The organism is Herbaspirillum sp. LeCh32-8 (genome assembly GCF_017814915.1).
In the GTDB taxonomy this organism is placed as follows: domain Bacteria; phylum Pseudomonadota; class Gammaproteobacteria; order Burkholderiales; family Burkholderiaceae_D; genus Herbaspirillum.
The window spans coordinates 333,522-348,453 of sequence record NZ_JAGIPZ010000001.1; the positions used below are offsets into that span (position 1 = coordinate 333,522).

Sequence of the window (14,932 nt, forward strand, 5' to 3'; positions counted from 1 at the left end):
AAAAGGCCGGGCTGCGATCGCAGTCCGGCCTTTTGTTTGTGTTGCACGCGGTGGATTCAGTCGTCCTCGGGGGCGGCGTTCTTGTCGGCCTTTTTCACGACGGCGTAGCGCTCCAGCGTGCGCGCGCGTGCCTGGGCGTGGTCGACGATGGGACGCGGATAGTTGTCGTCCAGCGCCACGCCTGCCTGGCGCAGTTCGTCGGGCGTGGCGGTCCACGGCGCATGGATGCGCTTGTCGGACAGCTTGGCCAGTTGCGGCAGATAGCGACGGATGAACTTGCCTTCCGGGTCAAACTTCTCCGACTGGGTGACCGGATTGAAGATACGGAAGTAGGGCTGGGCGTCGCAGCCCGACGACGAGGCCCATTGCCAGCCGCCGTTGTTGGCGGAGAGGTCGAAGTCGTTGAGGTGAATGGCGAAGTAACGCTCGCCCCAGCGCCAGTCGATACCCAGGTCCTTGGTCAGGAAGCTGGCCACCACCATGCGCAGGCGGTTGTGCATGTAGCCGGTCTGGTTGATCTGCAGCATGGCCGCGTCTACCAGCGGATAACCGGTGCGGCCCTCGCACCAGGCGGCGAAATCGTCCTGCGCCTGGCGGCCTTGCTCCCATTGGATGGCGTCGTATTCCGGCTTGAAGGCCTGGCCGGCCACGCGCGGATGGTGGTGCAGGATCATGAAATAGAAGTCGCGCCAGGTCAGCTCCGACAGCCAGGTCGCCGCGCCCGCGCCGCCATGGCCGGCATGCATGGCCTGCAGCGCCGCGCGCGCCAGCGTGCGGATCGACACCGTGCCGAAGCGCAGGTGCACCGACAGGTAGGAGGGGCCCTTGACCGCCGGATAATCGCGCGCCGTGCCATAGGCGCCGATGCGGCCCAGAAAGTCGTCGAACAGCGCATCGGCGCCGGACATGCCGGTGGGGATCTTCAGCGCATCCAGGTTGCTGGGCTCGAAGCCCAGTTCCTTCAGCGAGGGCATGGCGTGTTTGATGTGCGCCGGCGCCGCCGCCAGCGCCTTGCGGTATTTATCGACCGGATAGGCCTTCAGGAAGAAGTCGCCGTCCGCCTTGGCCAGGCGGGCCATCCACGCGTTCTTGTAGGGCGTGAAGACCGAGAACGGCTTGCCCGCCAGCGACAAGACCTCATCCTTTTCAAAGATCACCTGGTCCTTGCTGCTGAAGAACAGGATGCCGTCGCGCTGTAGCGCATTGGCCACGCTCTCGTCGCGCGCCACCGCATCGGGTTCGTAGTCGGTATTGGTGAACACCGCTTGCACGCCCAGGCGGGCGGCCAGCTCGGGAATGGCGCGCGCGGCGCTGTCGTGCAGCACGATCAGGCCGCCGCCGTTACGGCGCAGCGCCTGGTCGAGCTCGGCCAAGCTGTCGCGGATGAACTCGATGCGGCGGTCCTGGCGCACGCCGTCTTGCTTGAGCGCATCCAGGATGTCGGTATCGAACACGAAGGCGCAGTAGACCTGCTTGCTGCGCGAGAGCGCGTAGTACAGGGCGGCGTGGTCGGTGTCGCGCAGGTCGCGGCGAAACCAGACCAGGGATTTGTCGAAATGAGAGGGCGGCATCGGCAGGGGTTCGGTTCTTGGATCTTATTGGCGGGCAACGCATTTCAGGCCGCGCATGAAGAGGCCGACCAGCGGCAGCTTCTCGTACAGCTCTTCGGCGGCGTCCCAGTAGTCGCGATGATAGAGGACGCGGCCGTCCTCGGCCAGATGGAAATGCGTGGCGCCGCGGATGCATTGCTCACCGGCGGAAAACGGCGGCATGCGAAAGAAGAAATCCCAGGTCAGGAACACCTGCTCGCCCTGCGCAACGGTGGCGGTGATCTTGAAACGGGGATCCTTGACCTGCTTGAACATGTGGGCGAACAGATGCTGGATCGCTTCCAATCCCTGCACCTCGTTGAACGGATCCTTGAATCGCGCGTCGGCGGCGTAGATCGCGGCGACCTGGGCGGCGTTGTCTTGCGTGAGCGTTTCAAAGAAACGGACCAGCTCGCTGACGTGGCTGCTGTGATCCGCGGCGGGTGACTGCTGGTGCTGGGTGGTCATGGCGCGCTCCTGGTGGAAACAGCTTCGACCAGGGAGGGCGGGGCGCGTTCATGCGGGCAGGATGGGGGAGGGCACGGCCGCCGATTCGGTGCCTGATGGATGGCGTGTGCAAAAGCGCCGTCCAAAACGCAAAAGGCCGATTAACTTTCGTTAATCGACCTCTTTTGTTTGGTGCCCACGGAGGGACTCGAACCCCCACACCTCGCGGCACATGGACCTGAACCATGCGCGTCTACCAATTCCGCCACGTGGGCCTGCTATTTCGTGTTTCGCCGTGTTGGCGTGAACTCGAAAGACCGTGATTATATACGGCATACGGGATATGTCAACACCCTTTTGCAACGGAATGTCGATTTTTTTGATTCGCCGCGATCACGCCATCCCGGCATTGCGGTTAGGTAAATGCCGGCAACTCCGTTACACTAAGGGCTATCCAACCGGATCGGGGCTTGCGCGCCGGTTCCATCAATAACAATTGCGCGAACGATACTTTTGAGCCAATTTCCCTATTCCATTCCCAGCCGGGAAGAGATCCTCGGCATCCTGCGTACTTCGCCGGCCGCACAAGGCGCATCCAGCCTGGCTGCCGCGCTGGGCGTCAAGCCTGAAGAGATGGATGGCCTGACGCGCCGGCTCAACGCCATGGAACGCGACGGCCAGATCAAGCCCGACCGCGCCGGCAACTACAAGCTGACCCATTCGCCTAACTTCATCGAAGGGCGCGTGTCCAGCCATCGCGACGGTTTCGGCTTCCTGCTGCCGGACGACGGCAGCGACGACCTGTTCCTGCCCGAGAAGGAAATGCAGAAGGTGATGCACGGCGACCGCGTCCAGGCGCGCATCGTCGGCACCGACCGCCGCGGCCGTCCGGAAGGCACCATCGTGGAAGTGGTGGAACGCGCCAATTCCCACGTGATCGGTCGCCTGTTGAATGAAAACGGCGTGTGGGTGGTGGCGCCCGAAGACAAGCGCATCGGCCACGACGTGCTGCTGGCGGGTTCTCCCGGCAAGGCCAAGGCGGGGCAGGTGGTGAGCGTAGAGCTGACCGAGCATCCGTCGCGCTACACGCAACCGGTGGGCAAGATCGTCGAGATCCTCGGCGACATCGACGACCCCGGCATGGAAATCGAAATCGCCGTGCGCAAATACGGCGTGCCGCATGAATTTTCGGACGCCGCCAAGAAGCTCTCCGCCAAGTTGCCCAGCGAAGTACGCGCGGCCGACTTGAAAGATCGCGTTGACCTGCGCGACGTGCCGCTGGTCACGATCGACGGCGAAGATGCGCGCGACTTCGACGACGCGGTCTATTGCGAACCGGTCAAGATCGGCCGCGCCAAGGGTTACCGCCTGATCGTGGCGATCGCCGACGTCAGCCATTACGTCAAGCCCAACGATGCGCTGGACACCGACGCGCTGGAGCGCAGCACCTCGGTCTACTTCCCGCGCCGCGTGATCCCGATGCTGCCGGAGAAGCTGTCCAACGGCCTGTGCTCGCTGAACCCCGACGTTGACCGCCTGACGCTGGTGTGCGATGCCGTGATCACTGCCAAGGGCGAGATCAAGGCCTACCAGTTCTATCCTGCGGTGATCCACTCGGCCGCGCGGCTGACCTATACCGAAGTGGCCTCCATCCTGGCCAATACCAAGGGCCCGGAAGCGGCGCGCCGCATCGGCCTGGTGCCGCACCTGACGCACCTGTACGAAGTGTTCCAGGCCTTGCTGACAGCACGCCAGGCGCGCGGCGCGATCGACTTCGAGACCACCGAGACCTACATCGTCTGCAACGCCGCCGGCAAGATCGAGAAGATCCTGCCGCGCACCCGCAACGACGCGCACCGCCTGATCGAGGAGTGCATGCTGGCGGCCAACGTCTGCGCCGCCGACCTGCTCAAGCGCCACGATCATCCGGCGCTGTATCGCATCCACGCCGGCCCGACCAAGGAAAAGCTGACTCAGCTGCGCAACTTCCTCAAGCAGACCGGCCTGACCCTGGGCGGCGGCGACAACCCGAGCGCCTCTGACTACGCCGAGCTGATGCCCAAGATCAAGGCGCGTCCGGATGCGCTGCTGGTGCAGACCATGCTGCTGCGCTCGATGCAGCAGGCGGTCTACAGCCCCGACAACATCGGTCACTTCGGCCTGTCGTACGAGTCCTACGCGCACTTCACCAGCCCGATCCGCCGCTATCCCGACCTGCTCACGCATCGCGCCATCAAGGCGGTGCTGCAGGGCAAGCGTTACGATCCCAAGGGCATCGACAGCAGCGCATTGAACACCTCGATCTCGCCGGCCGCGCGCAAGATGCAGCAGCAACAGCGCGCCGCTGACAAGGCCGCCGGCAAGAAGCCGCGCAATGAAGGCAGCCAAGGCATCTGGGAAGCGCTGGGCCTACACTGCTCGGCCAACGAACGCCGCGCCGACGAGGCATCGCGTGACGTCGAGGCATGGCTGAAGTGCTACTTTATCCGCGACAAGCTGGGCGAGGAATTCACCGGCACCATTTCCGGCGTGGCCACGTTCGGCATCTTCGTGCAGCTCGACACGCTGTACATCGAAGGCCTGGTGCACGTCACCGAGCTGGGCGCCGACTACTTCCAGTACGACGAAGCGCGCCACGAGCTGCGCGGCGAGCGCACCGGCATCCGCTACCAGCTGACCGACCGCGTCACGGTGCAGGTTAGCCGCGTCGACCTCGATGCGCGCAAGATCGACCTCGCGCTGGTCAACGAGCCGGGCATCCGCACCCTGATCAAAAACGAAGCCAAGCGCGCCGAAAACGCCGCGCGCGGCAAGCCGGCCGCGACCAGGGAGCCGGCCGCCAAGTCCAAGCGGGCGGCAGCGCCCAAGCCGGCGAAGGCGGCCAAGGCCAAAGGCGGCAGTGCGAACGCCGGCGCTGGCGCCGCACGCGGCGGCGGGCGTCCGGGCGAGGCCGACCGCAAGCGCGCAGCCTCCAAGGGCTTCAACAAGGGCGGCAAGAAAAAGCGCTGAGCCCGGCGCATTCGATTCACGACAGATTTACAGCAAGTAGAAACAAGCAGGATTTATGAAGAGCAAAATGATTTTCGGCTTCCATGCCGTGACGTCCCGCATCCGCCACGAAGCTTCGTCGGTGGATGAGATCTACGTGGACGCCGATCGGCGCGATCGCCGCATGCTGGATCTGCTGCATGTGGCGAAAGAAGCCAACGTGCGCATCATCCAGGCCGACGACCAGCGCCTGTCGGCCATGGTCGGCACGCGCCGTCACCAGGGCGTGGTGGCGAAGGCCGCCGCGCTGTCGCTGGCGCGCACCCTGGATGAGCTGCTGGACGCGGTGGAAGGCCCGCCACTGCTGCTGATCCTGGACGGCATCACCGACCCGCACAACCTGGGCGCCTGCCTGCGCGTGGCCGACGGCGCAGGCGCGCATGCGGTGATCGCACCGAAGGACCGTGCAGTCGGCCTGAACGCCACGGCCATGAAGGTCTCCAGCGGCGCCTCCGACACCGTGCCCTACATCACCGTGACCAACCTGGCGCGCACCATGCGCGACCTGAAGGAGCGCGGCGTGTGGATCATCGGCACCTCCGACGACGCCGAGAAGGGCCTCTACGAAGGCGACTTCACCGGCCCCACCGCACTGGTGATGGGTTCGGAGGGCGAGGGCATGCGTCGTCTGACGCGCGAAACCTGCGACATCCTGGTCAACATCCCGATGTTCGGCTCGGTCGAGAGCCTGAACGTGTCGGTGGCTTCGGGCGTGTGTCTGTACGAGGCGCGACGCCAGCGCTTGCCCAAGTAAGTCCGGTCATCTTCAGCGTGACAATGTCGCCGGACTTTATGTCCGGCGATTTTTTTTGCTCTACTGTTTCAACCGCCACAGGAAATCCATCATGTTCAGCCGACTCAGAGAAGACATCGCCAGCATCCGCGAGCGCGACCCCGCCGCGCGCAACAGCTGGGAGGTGCTGACCTGTTATCCGGGGCTGCACGCGATGGTCATGCACCGCTGGGCCAAGGCCTGCTGGCAGGCCGACATGAAGTGGCTGGGGCGTTTCATTTCGCACATCGCGCGCGGCCTGACCGGCATCGAGATCCACCCGGGCGCCACCATCGGCCGCCGGGTTTTCATCGACCATGGATTCGGCGTGGTGATCGGCGAGACCGCGGTGATCGGCGAGGGCTGCACCATCTACCAGGGCGTGACGCTGGGCGGCACTTCGCTGTCCAAGGGCGCCAAGCGTCATCCCACGCTGGGGCGCGGCGTGATCGTCGGCGCCGGCGCCAAGGTGCTGGGTGGCTTCACGGTAGGGGACGGCGCCAAGGTCGGGTCCAACGCGGTGGTCACCAAGCCGGTGCCGGCCGGCGCGACAGCGGTCGGCAACCCGGCGCGCATCGTCGAGCGCAATGCGGTGCAGGATCCACGCGGTCAGGCTGCGGCGCGCATGTTCTCCGCCTACGGCGTGGTGCCCAATGGCGACGATCCGCTGTCGCAGGCCTTGCACGGCCTGATCAACCAGGTGGCGGCGCAGGAGTTGCAGATGGAGGCGATGCTGGCAGCGCTGAAGGAGGCGGGGATAGGGTGTCGACGCTTCGATGAGTTGAGCAAGTTCGATGCGGCGCAGTTGAATCGCCTAGTGGATTGAGCTGCATCATGCAGTTACGCGATGTCGCCACTTGAGACCGATGAATGCAGCCGTTGCAAAAAGGGCCTGACATTGTCAGGCCCTTTTTGTTTGCGTCGTCGATACGATGCCGACCGGGTTCAGGCGATGACCGCCCCGGCCGCGTCGTGGCGATGCAGCGCGCCGTCGGCCGTCAGGCTGATCCAGCCGCCGCGCGGCGCATCCACGTCGTATTCCCAGTCCGGCAGCACATAGCGCAGGCGCTTGCCGTCGTCCAGCCGGTGCATGGCGGGGCGGTGCGTGTGGCCATGGATCAGCGTGTCGGTCGCGGTCTGGGCGAACAACTGGTCGATGGCGCCGGCGTTCACGTCCATGATTTCGTAGGACTTGTTCTGGTTGACATCCTGGCTGTTCTTGCGCATGCCCTCGATGATGGCCTTGCGCTGGGCCAGCGGCATGGCCAGGAATTGCTGCTGGTAGGCCGGCTGGCGCACCTGCGCGCGAAACGCCATATACGCCTGGTCGTCGGTGCACTGGGCGTCGCCGTGGGCCAGCGCCAGCGTGCGGCCGGCCAGCGTGAGCACATGCGGGTCGTCCAGCAGCGTCAGGCCGGCAGCGTCGGCAAAGCCCTGGCCGACCAGGAAGTCGCGGTTGCCGGCGATCCAGAACACCTGCACGCCGTGCACTTGCAGCGCCTTGATGGCATCGGCGATCTGCTGGTTGTAGGGCGTGGCGAGATCGTCATCGCCGGCCCAGTATTCGAAGATGTCGCCCAGCAGGTACAACTGCTGCGTCTGGCGCGCATGGGTTTGCAGGAACGCGAGGAAGGCTGCGGTGGTGCGGGGCAGCGAAGCCTGCAGATGGAGGTCTGAAACAAAAAGCGCAACCGTCGGTTGCGCTTTTTGCATGAACTGGAAGTCAGTCATCGTGATTGGCGTGGGCCGATGCGGATGCTCAGACCACTTCAGCCTTTTCGATCACGACATCTTCAGCCGGAACGTCGGCGAACATGCCGGCGCGGGTGGTCTTGACGCCCTTGATCTTGTCGACCACTTCGGTGCCTTCGACGACCTTGCCGAACACGCAATAACCCCAGCCGTCCTGGCCCGGGAAGTCCAGGAAGCTGTTGTTCTTGACGTTGATGAAGAACTGCGCCGAAGCCGAGTGCGGAGCGGCGGTGCGCGCCATGGCCAGGGTGTACGGCTCGTTCTTCAGGCCGTTCTTGGCTTCGTTCTCGATCGGGTCGCGGGTTTCCTTTTGCTTCATGCCGGGCTCGAAACCGCCGCCCTGAACCATGAAGCCGTCGATCACGCGGTGGAAGATGGTGCCGTTGTAGTGGCCCGAGTTCACGTAAGCCAGGAAGTTTTCAACGGTCTTCGGCGCCTTTTCCGCGTCCAGTTCGATCTTGATGTTGCCGTGGTTGGTGGTGAGCAGAACAGCCATGTTGAATCCTTTGCTTGATGAATAGGTAATAAAAAAACCAAGGGGCTCGCGCAAAAGCGGGAGCCCGCCTGTGTCGGGCCGTAGCCCGGATGCATCGTCCGGTCGGCTTACTTGACCAGTGTTGCCGATTCGATCACGACCGGGGTGGCCGGAACGTCGCCGGCGCCGGTGCGCACTTGTTTGATCTTGTCGACCACATCAGCGCCCTGGATGACCTTGCCGAACACCGCGTAGCCCCAGCCGTCCTGTCCTGGATAGTCCAGGAAGCGGTTGTTGGCGACGTTGATGAAGAATTGCGCGGTCGCCGAATGCGGGGCCATGGTGCGCGCCATGGCGACAGTATAAACCTCGTTCTTCAAACCGTTCTTGGCCTCGTTCTGGATCGGGGCGTCGGTCTGCTTTTCACGCATGTTCTGGTCGTAGCCGCCGCCCTGGATCATGAAGCCGTTGATCACGCGGTGGAACACGGTGCCGTTGTACTGGCCCTTCTTGACGTACTTCAGGAAGTTGTCGACGGAGATCGGGGCCTTTTCCGGGTTGAGCTCGACCACGATGTCGCCCATGTTGGTCTTGATCAGCACGCGCGGCTCACCGGCGGCGAAGGCCGAAGCGGCAACGGAGAGGCTGAGGGCGGCGGCTGCGGCGGTGCGCAGCAGGCTACGGCGGGAGATCATCATGCGTTACCTTCGTAAATAATTTTCCATTGCGATCCTTCCTTGACCCAATACTGGCGTTTGCGGATCGCGTTCTTGCTCTTGCCGACAGCGCTTTCCTGCGTAAAAGTGCTGACGATCATGTCTTCCGGGCCGCCGGGATAGCGGAACAGGCTGACGTCGCGCAGTTTGACACTGGTGAAGCGCGCGCCGTTCATGCTTTTCTGCTGGCGGCCGAACCAGGTCGACAGGCTTTCGCCCTGGGCCGAGCGGAAATCGCTGGAATAGTAGGCCAACGTCTTGTCGCTGTCGGGGTTTTCCAGCGACTGTTGCCATTGCTCCAGCATGGCGGCGGCGGCGTCGCGCTGCTTGCCCCATTCACCTTTGTCGACGAATTGCACATGCTGGCTGATCACCACCACGGTCTTGCCGACCTCGGCGGTGGAATACAGGTTCTGCAGGTCTGGATTGGCCAGCACCACGCAGCCGTCCGAGGACAGCGGCGGACGGCTGAAATTGTCCGACGGCGTGCCATGCAGCCAGATGCCGTAGCCGCTGCGGCCGTTGCGCTTGTCCCACTCGTTCGGATACGACAGCGGCAGCGCGCCGGTGCCGTAGAAGTCCGGCAGCTTGGGGCCCGGGATGCGGTTGTTCACGTAGTACACGCCGATCGGGGTGCGCTGGTCGCCTTCCTTGGACTTGTTGGCGCCGAAGCGGCCCTGCGAGATGTAATAGTCGGTCTGGTACTTCAGCTCGCCGCCCTGGTTTTCATAGACGTACATGCGCGAGCGCGAGGTGTCGACCACCAGTACGTTCTTCTGGTCGTCGCCGACCTGCAGCACGGCCTTGGGAATGAGCTTGGGATCCGGCTTTTCCTGCAGCGAGCGGATGCGCACCATGGCTTCGTCGCGCAGTTCCTTGAGCTTGTCCTGCGGACCGTCAGGCATGGCGCCGAAGTTGCGCACCGGGCGCGCGTGCATGGTCAGCAGGTCGCCGCGCACCAGGTGGCCGAGGCGGAAGGTGGGGTAGGCCGCCACCAGTGCATCGGCCTTGACCTGGGCTTCGCGCAGGCGGTTGGCGCCGAGATCCTTGTAGATGTCGATCAGCAGGGCTTCCGGATCCGGCTTGCCGACGGCGGCGGTCGGGCCCGCGCTCTGCGGGGGAATGGAGGAAGAGGAGGCGACGCTGCCCGCCGTGGGCATGGCCGCCAGGCACAACATCAGCAGGCGGCCCAGCATGCGCGTGGGACGCCCTTGTGAAACTCGATCCACCGATTACCCTCCCGATCGTTCCTGTTTGATCAGCCACCGGTTGCCTTGCTTGACGAACACCAGTGTCTTGCGGCTGTCCACCGTCAGCCGATTGGAATTATATATCTGGCGATAGCGCACGGTCGCGATATTGCCCTTGATGCTGATCTGGGCGTTGCTGACCTTCACGCTGATGTGGCCCTTGTCCTCGATGCGGGCGCGGCGCTCTTCGGCCCATTCCTTGCGGGAAGCGCCCTTGGGCGTCTCGAAGTCGCTGGCGTAGTGGGCCAGGTAGCCGCGCACGTCCTTCTCGCTCCAGTCGCGCGCCCAGCTGTTCAGGGACGCCAGCACGGCGTTCTTGTCCTGGTCGGAGGCGGCGTCGGCCTTGGCCTGGGCGGCCTTGTCGGCCTTCGCCTTCTCGGCGGCGGCCTTGGCTTGCGCCGCCTTGTCGGCAGCCGCCTTTTCAGCCGCGGCCAGTTTCTCGGCCTGGGCCTTCTGCTTTTCCTTTTCCTTCTCGGCGCGGGCGGCCTTGTCCTTCTCCAGTTTCTCCGCCTTGTCCTTTTCCTTCTGCGCCAGCAGTTCCTTCTGTTTCTGCTCGGCGGCGGCCTTGTCGGCGGCGGCTTTCTCGGCGCGCGCCTTGTCGGCCGCCGCCTTGTCCGAAGCGGCCCTGTCAGCGGCGGCCTTTTCCTGTGCAGTCTTGTCGGCAGCGGCCTTATCGGCGGCCGCCTTATCGGCAGCGGCCTTGTCAGCCGAGGCCTTGGCGATGGCCGCCTTTTCCGCGGCGGCCTTGTCGGCGGCGGCTTGCTGGGTGGCCTTCTCGGCGGCCAGCGCGCGCGTGCGTTCCTGCTGCTCGGCGGCGGCGGCGTCGGCCTTGGCCTTGGCGTCGCGCTGCGCGGCCTGGCCGGCGGCGGCGCTGGCCAGGCGCGGCACGGTGCCGCCTGAGGCGTTGCCGTTGAGCGAACGCAGCAGCGTCAGCTTAGGTTGCGGCACATTGTTGGCCGGATCGATCTGCAGCGCCTTGTCATAGGCCTGGCTGGCCAGCTTGGCGTAGACGTCGCCCAGGTTCTCCAGCGCGGTGGCGTAAGTCGGGTTGGTGCGCATGGCCATGTCCAGCGAGGCGCGCGCCTTGTCGTACTGTCCTTCGGACGCGTAGAGGACGGCCAGGTTGTTGTAGGGCTCAGGCAGGTCGGGGAAGTCTTCGGTGAGCTTGGTGAACACCGCGATAGCCTCGGCAGAACGGTTTTGTTCTGCTAAGATCAGGCCTTTCGTGAAACGCAGTTGCGCATCGCGCGGGTGCTTCGCGAGTATGGCGTCGGTCTTGTTCAACGCTTCGGCGTACTGGCCGGCCCGCATCAGCTTGTTGATGTCGGACATTTCGCTGGCGCGGGCGGGGGCGGCAGGGGCAACAAAGAGGGCAGCCACAAGGCTGGACAGCAGCGCAGTCTTGTAGGCAGTTCTATTGATCAAACCGCGCAAACCATGAATAGATGTCTGTTCTTGTGATTCTGGGGGCATGGTTTTATCAATGCTATACTCGACGAAAGCAGGCATTTTATATCAAACAAGCACGACAAAAAGAGGTTTGGCTACCGTGACGCGTTCATGTTGCAAGCGCTGACAGAACAATGATCCCCGGGCACAGGTTCCTATCGGGAAGCACCCTTCCAGGCACCCGCCCCACGCGCAACACATGATCACTGCGTCGTTTCCACTACGGCCAACCCCAGAATTCCCATTCCATGAGCGAGCTCAAGATTTACAACACGCTGGCGCGTGATAAGCAGACCTTTTCCCCGATCGAACCAGGCAAGGTGCGCTTGTACGTGTGCGGCATGACCGTCTATGACTATTGCCATATCGGCCATGCGCGCGTGCTGGTGGTGTTCGATCTGGTGCAGCGCTGGTTGCGCGCCTCTGGCTACGACGTAACCTATGTGCGCAATATCACCGACATCGATGACAAGATCATCAAGCGCGCTCAGGAGAACGGCGAGACCATCCATCAACTGACCGAGCGCTTCATCGCCGCCATGAACGAGGACGCCGACGCCCTCGGCGTGCAGCGCCCCGACCATGAGCCGCGCGCCACGCAATACGTGCCGCAGATGCTGGCGCTGATCGACAAGCTGGAAAAGAACGGCCTGGCCTACAAGGCGACCGACGGCGACGTCAATTACTCCGTGCGCGACTTCCCGGGCTATGGCAAGTTGTCTGGCAAGTCGCTGGACGACCTGCGCGCCGGCGAGCGCGTGGACGTCAACACCGGCAAGCGCGATCCGCTGGACTTCGTGTTGTGGAAGGCCGCCAAGGCGGGCGAACCGGACGAAGCCAAGTGGGATTCGCACTGGGGCTGCGGCCGTCCCGGCTGGCACATCGAGTGCTCGGCCATGTCCAATGAGCTGCTGGGCGACCACTTCGACATCCACGGCGGCGGCCAGGACCTGCAGTTCCCTCACCACGAAAACGAGATCGCCCAGTCCGAAGGCGCGCACCAGCACGCGTTCGTCAACTACTGGATGCACAACGGCTTCGTGCGCATCGACAACGAGAAGATGTCCAAGTCGCTGGGCAACTTCTTCACCATCCGCGACGTGCTGAAGAACTACGATCCGGAGGTGATGCGTTTCTTCATCCTGCGCGCCCACTACCGCAGCCCGCTGAATTACTCCGATGCCCACCTGGACGACGCGCGCGGCGCCTTGACCCGCCTGTATACGGCCTTGAAGGACGTGCCGGCGGAGGCAGGCGGCCTGGATGCCGATGAGTCCCATGCGAAGCGTTTCGCCGAAGCCCTGAACGACGACTTCAACACCCCGGTGGCGATGTCGGTGCTGTTCGAGCTGGCCAACGAGGTCAACCGCGGCCGCTCGCCGCAGCTGGCGCGCCAGTTGAAGGCCCTGGGCGCCGTGATCGGCCTGCTGCAGCGCGACCCGGTCGAGTTCCTCAAGAGCGGCCCGACCGCAGCCGGCGGACTGGATGAAGGCAAGATCGAAGAGCTGATTGCCGCCCGCAAGGCGGCCAAGCAGGGCCGTGACTTCGCCGAGGCAGACCGCATCCGTGCGGAGCTCACCGCGGCCGGCATTGTCCTGGAAGACAAATCGGGCGGCCTGACCGAATGGCGGAGAGCTTGAGTTGAATACCCATACCAAAACAAGTCCGGCCGATCCCACGCTGATCGTGCCCGCCTACTGGGAAGAGGCCAAGGCTGAGCTGATGAAGCGCGACCGCATCATGCGCAAGATCATCCCCCAGTTCGGCGACCTGCAGCTAACCGTGCGCGGCGACGCCTTCACCACGCTGGCGCGCTCGGTGATCGGCCAGCAGATCTCGACCAAGGCCGCCAATGCCGTGTGGCAACGCTTCCTGGAAGCCTGTCCCAAGTGCATCCCGGCCCAGGTGATTCGCACCGGTCCGGAAGGGCTGGCCGCCTGCGGCCTGTCCAAGCGCAAGGCCGAATACATCCTCGACCTGGCCAACCATTTCAAGGCCAAGACCGTGCATCCGGACAAGTGGGCCGTGATGGAAGACGAGGAAGTCATCGCGGAAATGATCCAGATCCGCGGCATCGGCCGCTGGACAGCCGAGATGTTTTTGATATTTAATCTGCTGCGCCCGAATGTGCTGCCGCTGGACGACCTTGGGTTACTCAAGGGCATCAGCATCAGCTACTTCTCGGGCGAGCCCGTGTCGCGCAGCGACGCGCGCGAAGTCGCCGCGAACTGGGAGCCGTGGCGCACTGTTGCCACATGGTATCTCTGGCGCAGCCTGGATCCGCTGCCGTCGGATTATTGATACCGGGGAATGAGGGGCGGGTTCGCTGCCATAGCTGGTGTATACTCCGCTCCTCGCAAGATTGAAGGCAAACCGATGCAGCCGCTCCAACCCGCATTCTGGCGGGCCTTGCAGCGCCATCGGACTTGTTGAAAAAGGAACACAATGAGTAAATCGACAACGACTTTTCTGGGCTTCGAGCAGGCCATCGCCGAGCTGGATGCCAAGATCGAAGAGTTGCGTTTTGTGCAGGACGACTCGGCGGTCGACATCTCGGAAGAGATCGAGCGCCTGGTCAAGAAAAGCCAGCAGCTGACCAAGGACATCTACGCCAAGCTCACGCCCTGGCAGGTTTCGCAGATCGCCCGCCACCCGCAACGTCCGTACACCATGGACTACGTGCGCGAGTGCTTCACCGACTTCCACGAATTGCACGGCGACCGCACCTTTGCGGACGACCAATCCATCGTCGGCGGTCTGGCCCGCTTCAACGGCCAGGCTTGCATGGTGATCGGCCACCAGAAGGGGCGCGACACAAAGGAACGCGCGATGCGCAACTTCGGCATGCCCAAACCGGAAGGCTATCGCAAGGCGATGCGCCTGATGAAGGTTGCCGAAAAATTCAATTTACCGATTTTTACCTTCGTCGACACCCCGGGCGCATTCCCCGGCATCGACGCTGAAGAGCGCGGCCAGTCCGAAGCCATCGGCCACAACCTGTACGTGATGGCCGAGCTGAAGGTGCCGCTGATCGCCACCATCATCGGCGAAGGCGGCTCCGGCGGCGCGCTGGCGATTGCCGTGGGCGACTCGGTGCTGATGCTGCAATACGCGACCTACTCGGTGATCTCGCCGGAAGGCTGCGCTTCCATCCTGTGGAAGACCGCCGACCGCGCCGCCGACGCCGCCGAAGCGCTGGGCCTGACCGCGCATCGCCTGAAGGCGATCGGCCTGATCGACAAGATCGTCAACGAACCGCTGGGCGGCGCCCATCGTGATCCCAAGCAAATGGCAGGCCTGTTGAAGCGTGCACTGTCGGATACGCTGCGTCAGTTCCAGGGCGTCAAGACCAAGGAATTGCTGGCGGCCCGTCACGAGAAGCTGATGGCCTACGGCAAGTTCAAGGAATTGAACTCGGCCGAGTAAGCGCATCC

13 protein-coding genes and 1 tRNA gene are annotated in these 14,932 nt (G+C 63.7%); 6 read left to right on the forward strand and 8 right to left on the reverse strand.

The features are described from left to right. Positions 1-56: 56 nt before the first annotated feature. From J8I26_RS01565 to J8I26_RS01575, 3 genes are all read right to left on the reverse strand, one after another. The gene (locus tag J8I26_RS01565; protein ID WP_209603406.1) at positions 57-1,571 is read right to left on the reverse strand and encodes a deoxyribodipyrimidine photo-lyase; all 1,515 of its coding nucleotides are present in this window, start codon (positions 1,569-1,571) and stop codon (positions 57-59) included. 24 nt (positions 1,572-1,595) lie between these two features. Then, positions 1,596-2,057: a nuclear transport factor 2 family protein gene (locus J8I26_RS01570; protein ID WP_209603407.1), complete on the reverse strand. Its 462-nt coding sequence runs from the start codon at positions 2,055-2,057 to the stop codon at positions 1,596-1,598. Positions 2,058-2,226: 169 nt separating this feature from the next. Beyond that, positions 2,227-2,311: transfer RNA gene (locus J8I26_RS01575), tRNA-Leu, on the reverse strand. Between the two features lie 238 nt (positions 2,312-2,549). Between J8I26_RS01575 and rnr the strand changes: the two genes are divergently transcribed. From rnr to cysE, 3 genes are all read left to right on the forward strand, one after another. Next, complete coding sequence (gene rnr / locus J8I26_RS01580) at positions 2,550-5,045, forward strand: ribonuclease R (RefSeq protein ID WP_209603408.1); 2,496 nt, start codon at positions 2,550-2,552, stop codon at positions 5,043-5,045. Positions 5,046-5,100: 55 nt separating this feature from the next. Then, on the forward strand, positions 5,101-5,838 hold the full coding sequence (rlmB, locus tag J8I26_RS01585; RefSeq protein WP_209603410.1) for a 23S rRNA (guanosine(2251)-2'-O)-methyltransferase RlmB: 738 nt from the start codon (positions 5,101-5,103) through the stop codon (positions 5,836-5,838). A gap of 91 nt (positions 5,839-5,929) precedes the next feature. After that, positions 5,930-6,682 (forward strand): serine O-acetyltransferase, encoded by a 753-nt coding sequence (gene cysE / locus J8I26_RS01590; protein ID WP_209603412.1) that lies wholly within the window; start codon positions 5,930-5,932, stop codon positions 6,680-6,682. Positions 6,683-6,801: 119 nt separating this feature from the next. Here cysE and J8I26_RS01595 read toward each other — a convergent pair whose 3' ends face one another. From J8I26_RS01595 to J8I26_RS01615, 5 genes are all read right to left on the reverse strand, one after another. Then, positions 6,802-7,587 carry a UDP-2,3-diacylglucosamine diphosphatase gene (locus J8I26_RS01595; protein ID WP_209603414.1) on the reverse strand — a complete coding sequence of 262 codons (786 nt, stop codon included), beginning with the start codon at positions 7,585-7,587 and terminating at the stop codon, positions 6,802-6,804. A gap of 28 nt (positions 7,588-7,615) precedes the next feature. After that, a complete protein-coding gene (locus J8I26_RS01600) occupies positions 7,616-8,104 on the reverse strand; it encodes a peptidylprolyl isomerase (RefSeq protein ID WP_209603416.1) in 489 nt (162 codons plus the stop codon). A gap of 107 nt (positions 8,105-8,211) precedes the next feature. After that, entirely contained in the window at positions 8,212-8,781 is a 570-nt protein-coding gene (locus J8I26_RS01605) for a peptidylprolyl isomerase (protein WP_209603418.1), read from the reverse strand. Continuing rightward, the gene (locus J8I26_RS01610; RefSeq protein ID WP_209604741.1) at positions 8,778-9,995 is read right to left on the reverse strand and encodes a L,D-transpeptidase; all 1,218 of its coding nucleotides are present in this window, start codon (positions 9,993-9,995) and stop codon (positions 8,778-8,780) included. The genes J8I26_RS01605 and J8I26_RS01610 overlap by 4 nt, the downstream gene beginning before the upstream one ends. A 36-nt stretch (positions 9,996-10,031) precedes the next feature. Next, positions 10,032-11,381, reverse strand: a complete 1,350-nt coding sequence (locus J8I26_RS01615) for a nuclear transport factor 2 family protein (RefSeq protein WP_245200015.1) — start codon at positions 11,379-11,381, stop codon at positions 10,032-10,034. Positions 11,382-11,746: 365 nt separating this feature from the next. Between J8I26_RS01615 and cysS the strand changes: the two genes are divergently transcribed. The 3 genes from cysS to J8I26_RS01630 all read left to right on the forward strand — a co-directional run bounded on the left by cysS (position 11,747) and on the right by J8I26_RS01630 (position 14,924). Further along, positions 11,747-13,138, forward strand: coding sequence for a cysteine--tRNA ligase (gene cysS / locus J8I26_RS01620; RefSeq protein ID WP_209603422.1), 1,392 nt, complete (start codon positions 11,747-11,749; stop codon positions 13,136-13,138). A 1-nt stretch (position 13,139) separates the two neighbouring features. After that, positions 13,140-13,799, forward strand: coding sequence for a DNA-3-methyladenine glycosylase (locus J8I26_RS01625; protein WP_209603424.1), 660 nt, complete (start codon positions 13,140-13,142; stop codon positions 13,797-13,799). Positions 13,800-13,943: 144 nt separating this feature from the next. After that, positions 13,944-14,924 carry an acetyl-CoA carboxylase carboxyltransferase subunit alpha gene (locus J8I26_RS01630; protein WP_209603426.1) on the forward strand — a complete coding sequence of 327 codons (981 nt, stop codon included), beginning with the start codon at positions 13,944-13,946 and terminating at the stop codon, positions 14,922-14,924. Positions 14,925-14,932 lie beyond the last annotated feature (8 nt).

Bases quoted from the DNA above. Each gene is read 5' to 3' on its own strand.
- J8I26_RS01565 (WP_209603406.1), bottom strand. From the start codon at position 1,571: ATGCCGCCCTCTCATTTCGACAAATCCCTGGTCTGGTTTCGCCGCGAC.
- J8I26_RS01570 (WP_209603407.1), bottom strand. From the start codon at position 2,057: ATGACCACCCAGCACCAGCAGTCACCCGCCGCGGATCACAGCAGCCAC.
- rlmB (WP_209603410.1), top strand. From the start codon at position 5,101: ATGAAGAGCAAAATGATTTTCGGCTTCCATGCCGTGACGTCCCGCATC.
- cysE (WP_209603412.1), top strand. From the start codon at position 5,930: ATGTTCAGCCGACTCAGAGAAGACATCGCCAGCATCCGCGAGCGCGAC.
- J8I26_RS01595 (WP_209603414.1), bottom strand. From the start codon at position 7,587: ATGACTGACTTCCAGTTCATGCAAAAAGCGCAACCGACGGTTGCGCTT.
- J8I26_RS01600 (WP_209603416.1), bottom strand. From the start codon at position 8,104: ATGGCTGTTCTGCTCACCACCAACCACGGCAACATCAAGATCGAACTG.
- J8I26_RS01605 (WP_209603418.1), bottom strand. From the start codon at position 8,781: ATGATGATCTCCCGCCGTAGCCTGCTGCGCACCGCCGCAGCCGCCGCC.
- J8I26_RS01610 (WP_209604741.1), bottom strand. From the start codon at position 9,995: ATGCTGGGCCGCCTGCTGATGTTGTGCCTGGCGGCCATGCCCACGGCG.
- J8I26_RS01615 (WP_245200015.1), bottom strand. From the start codon at position 11,381: ATGTCCGACATCAACAAGCTGATGCGGGCCGGCCAGTACGCCGAAGCG.
- cysS (WP_209603422.1), top strand. From the start codon at position 11,747: ATGAGCGAGCTCAAGATTTACAACACGCTGGCGCGTGATAAGCAGACC.
- J8I26_RS01630 (WP_209603426.1), top strand. From the start codon at position 13,944: ATGAGTAAATCGACAACGACTTTTCTGGGCTTCGAGCAGGCCATCGCC.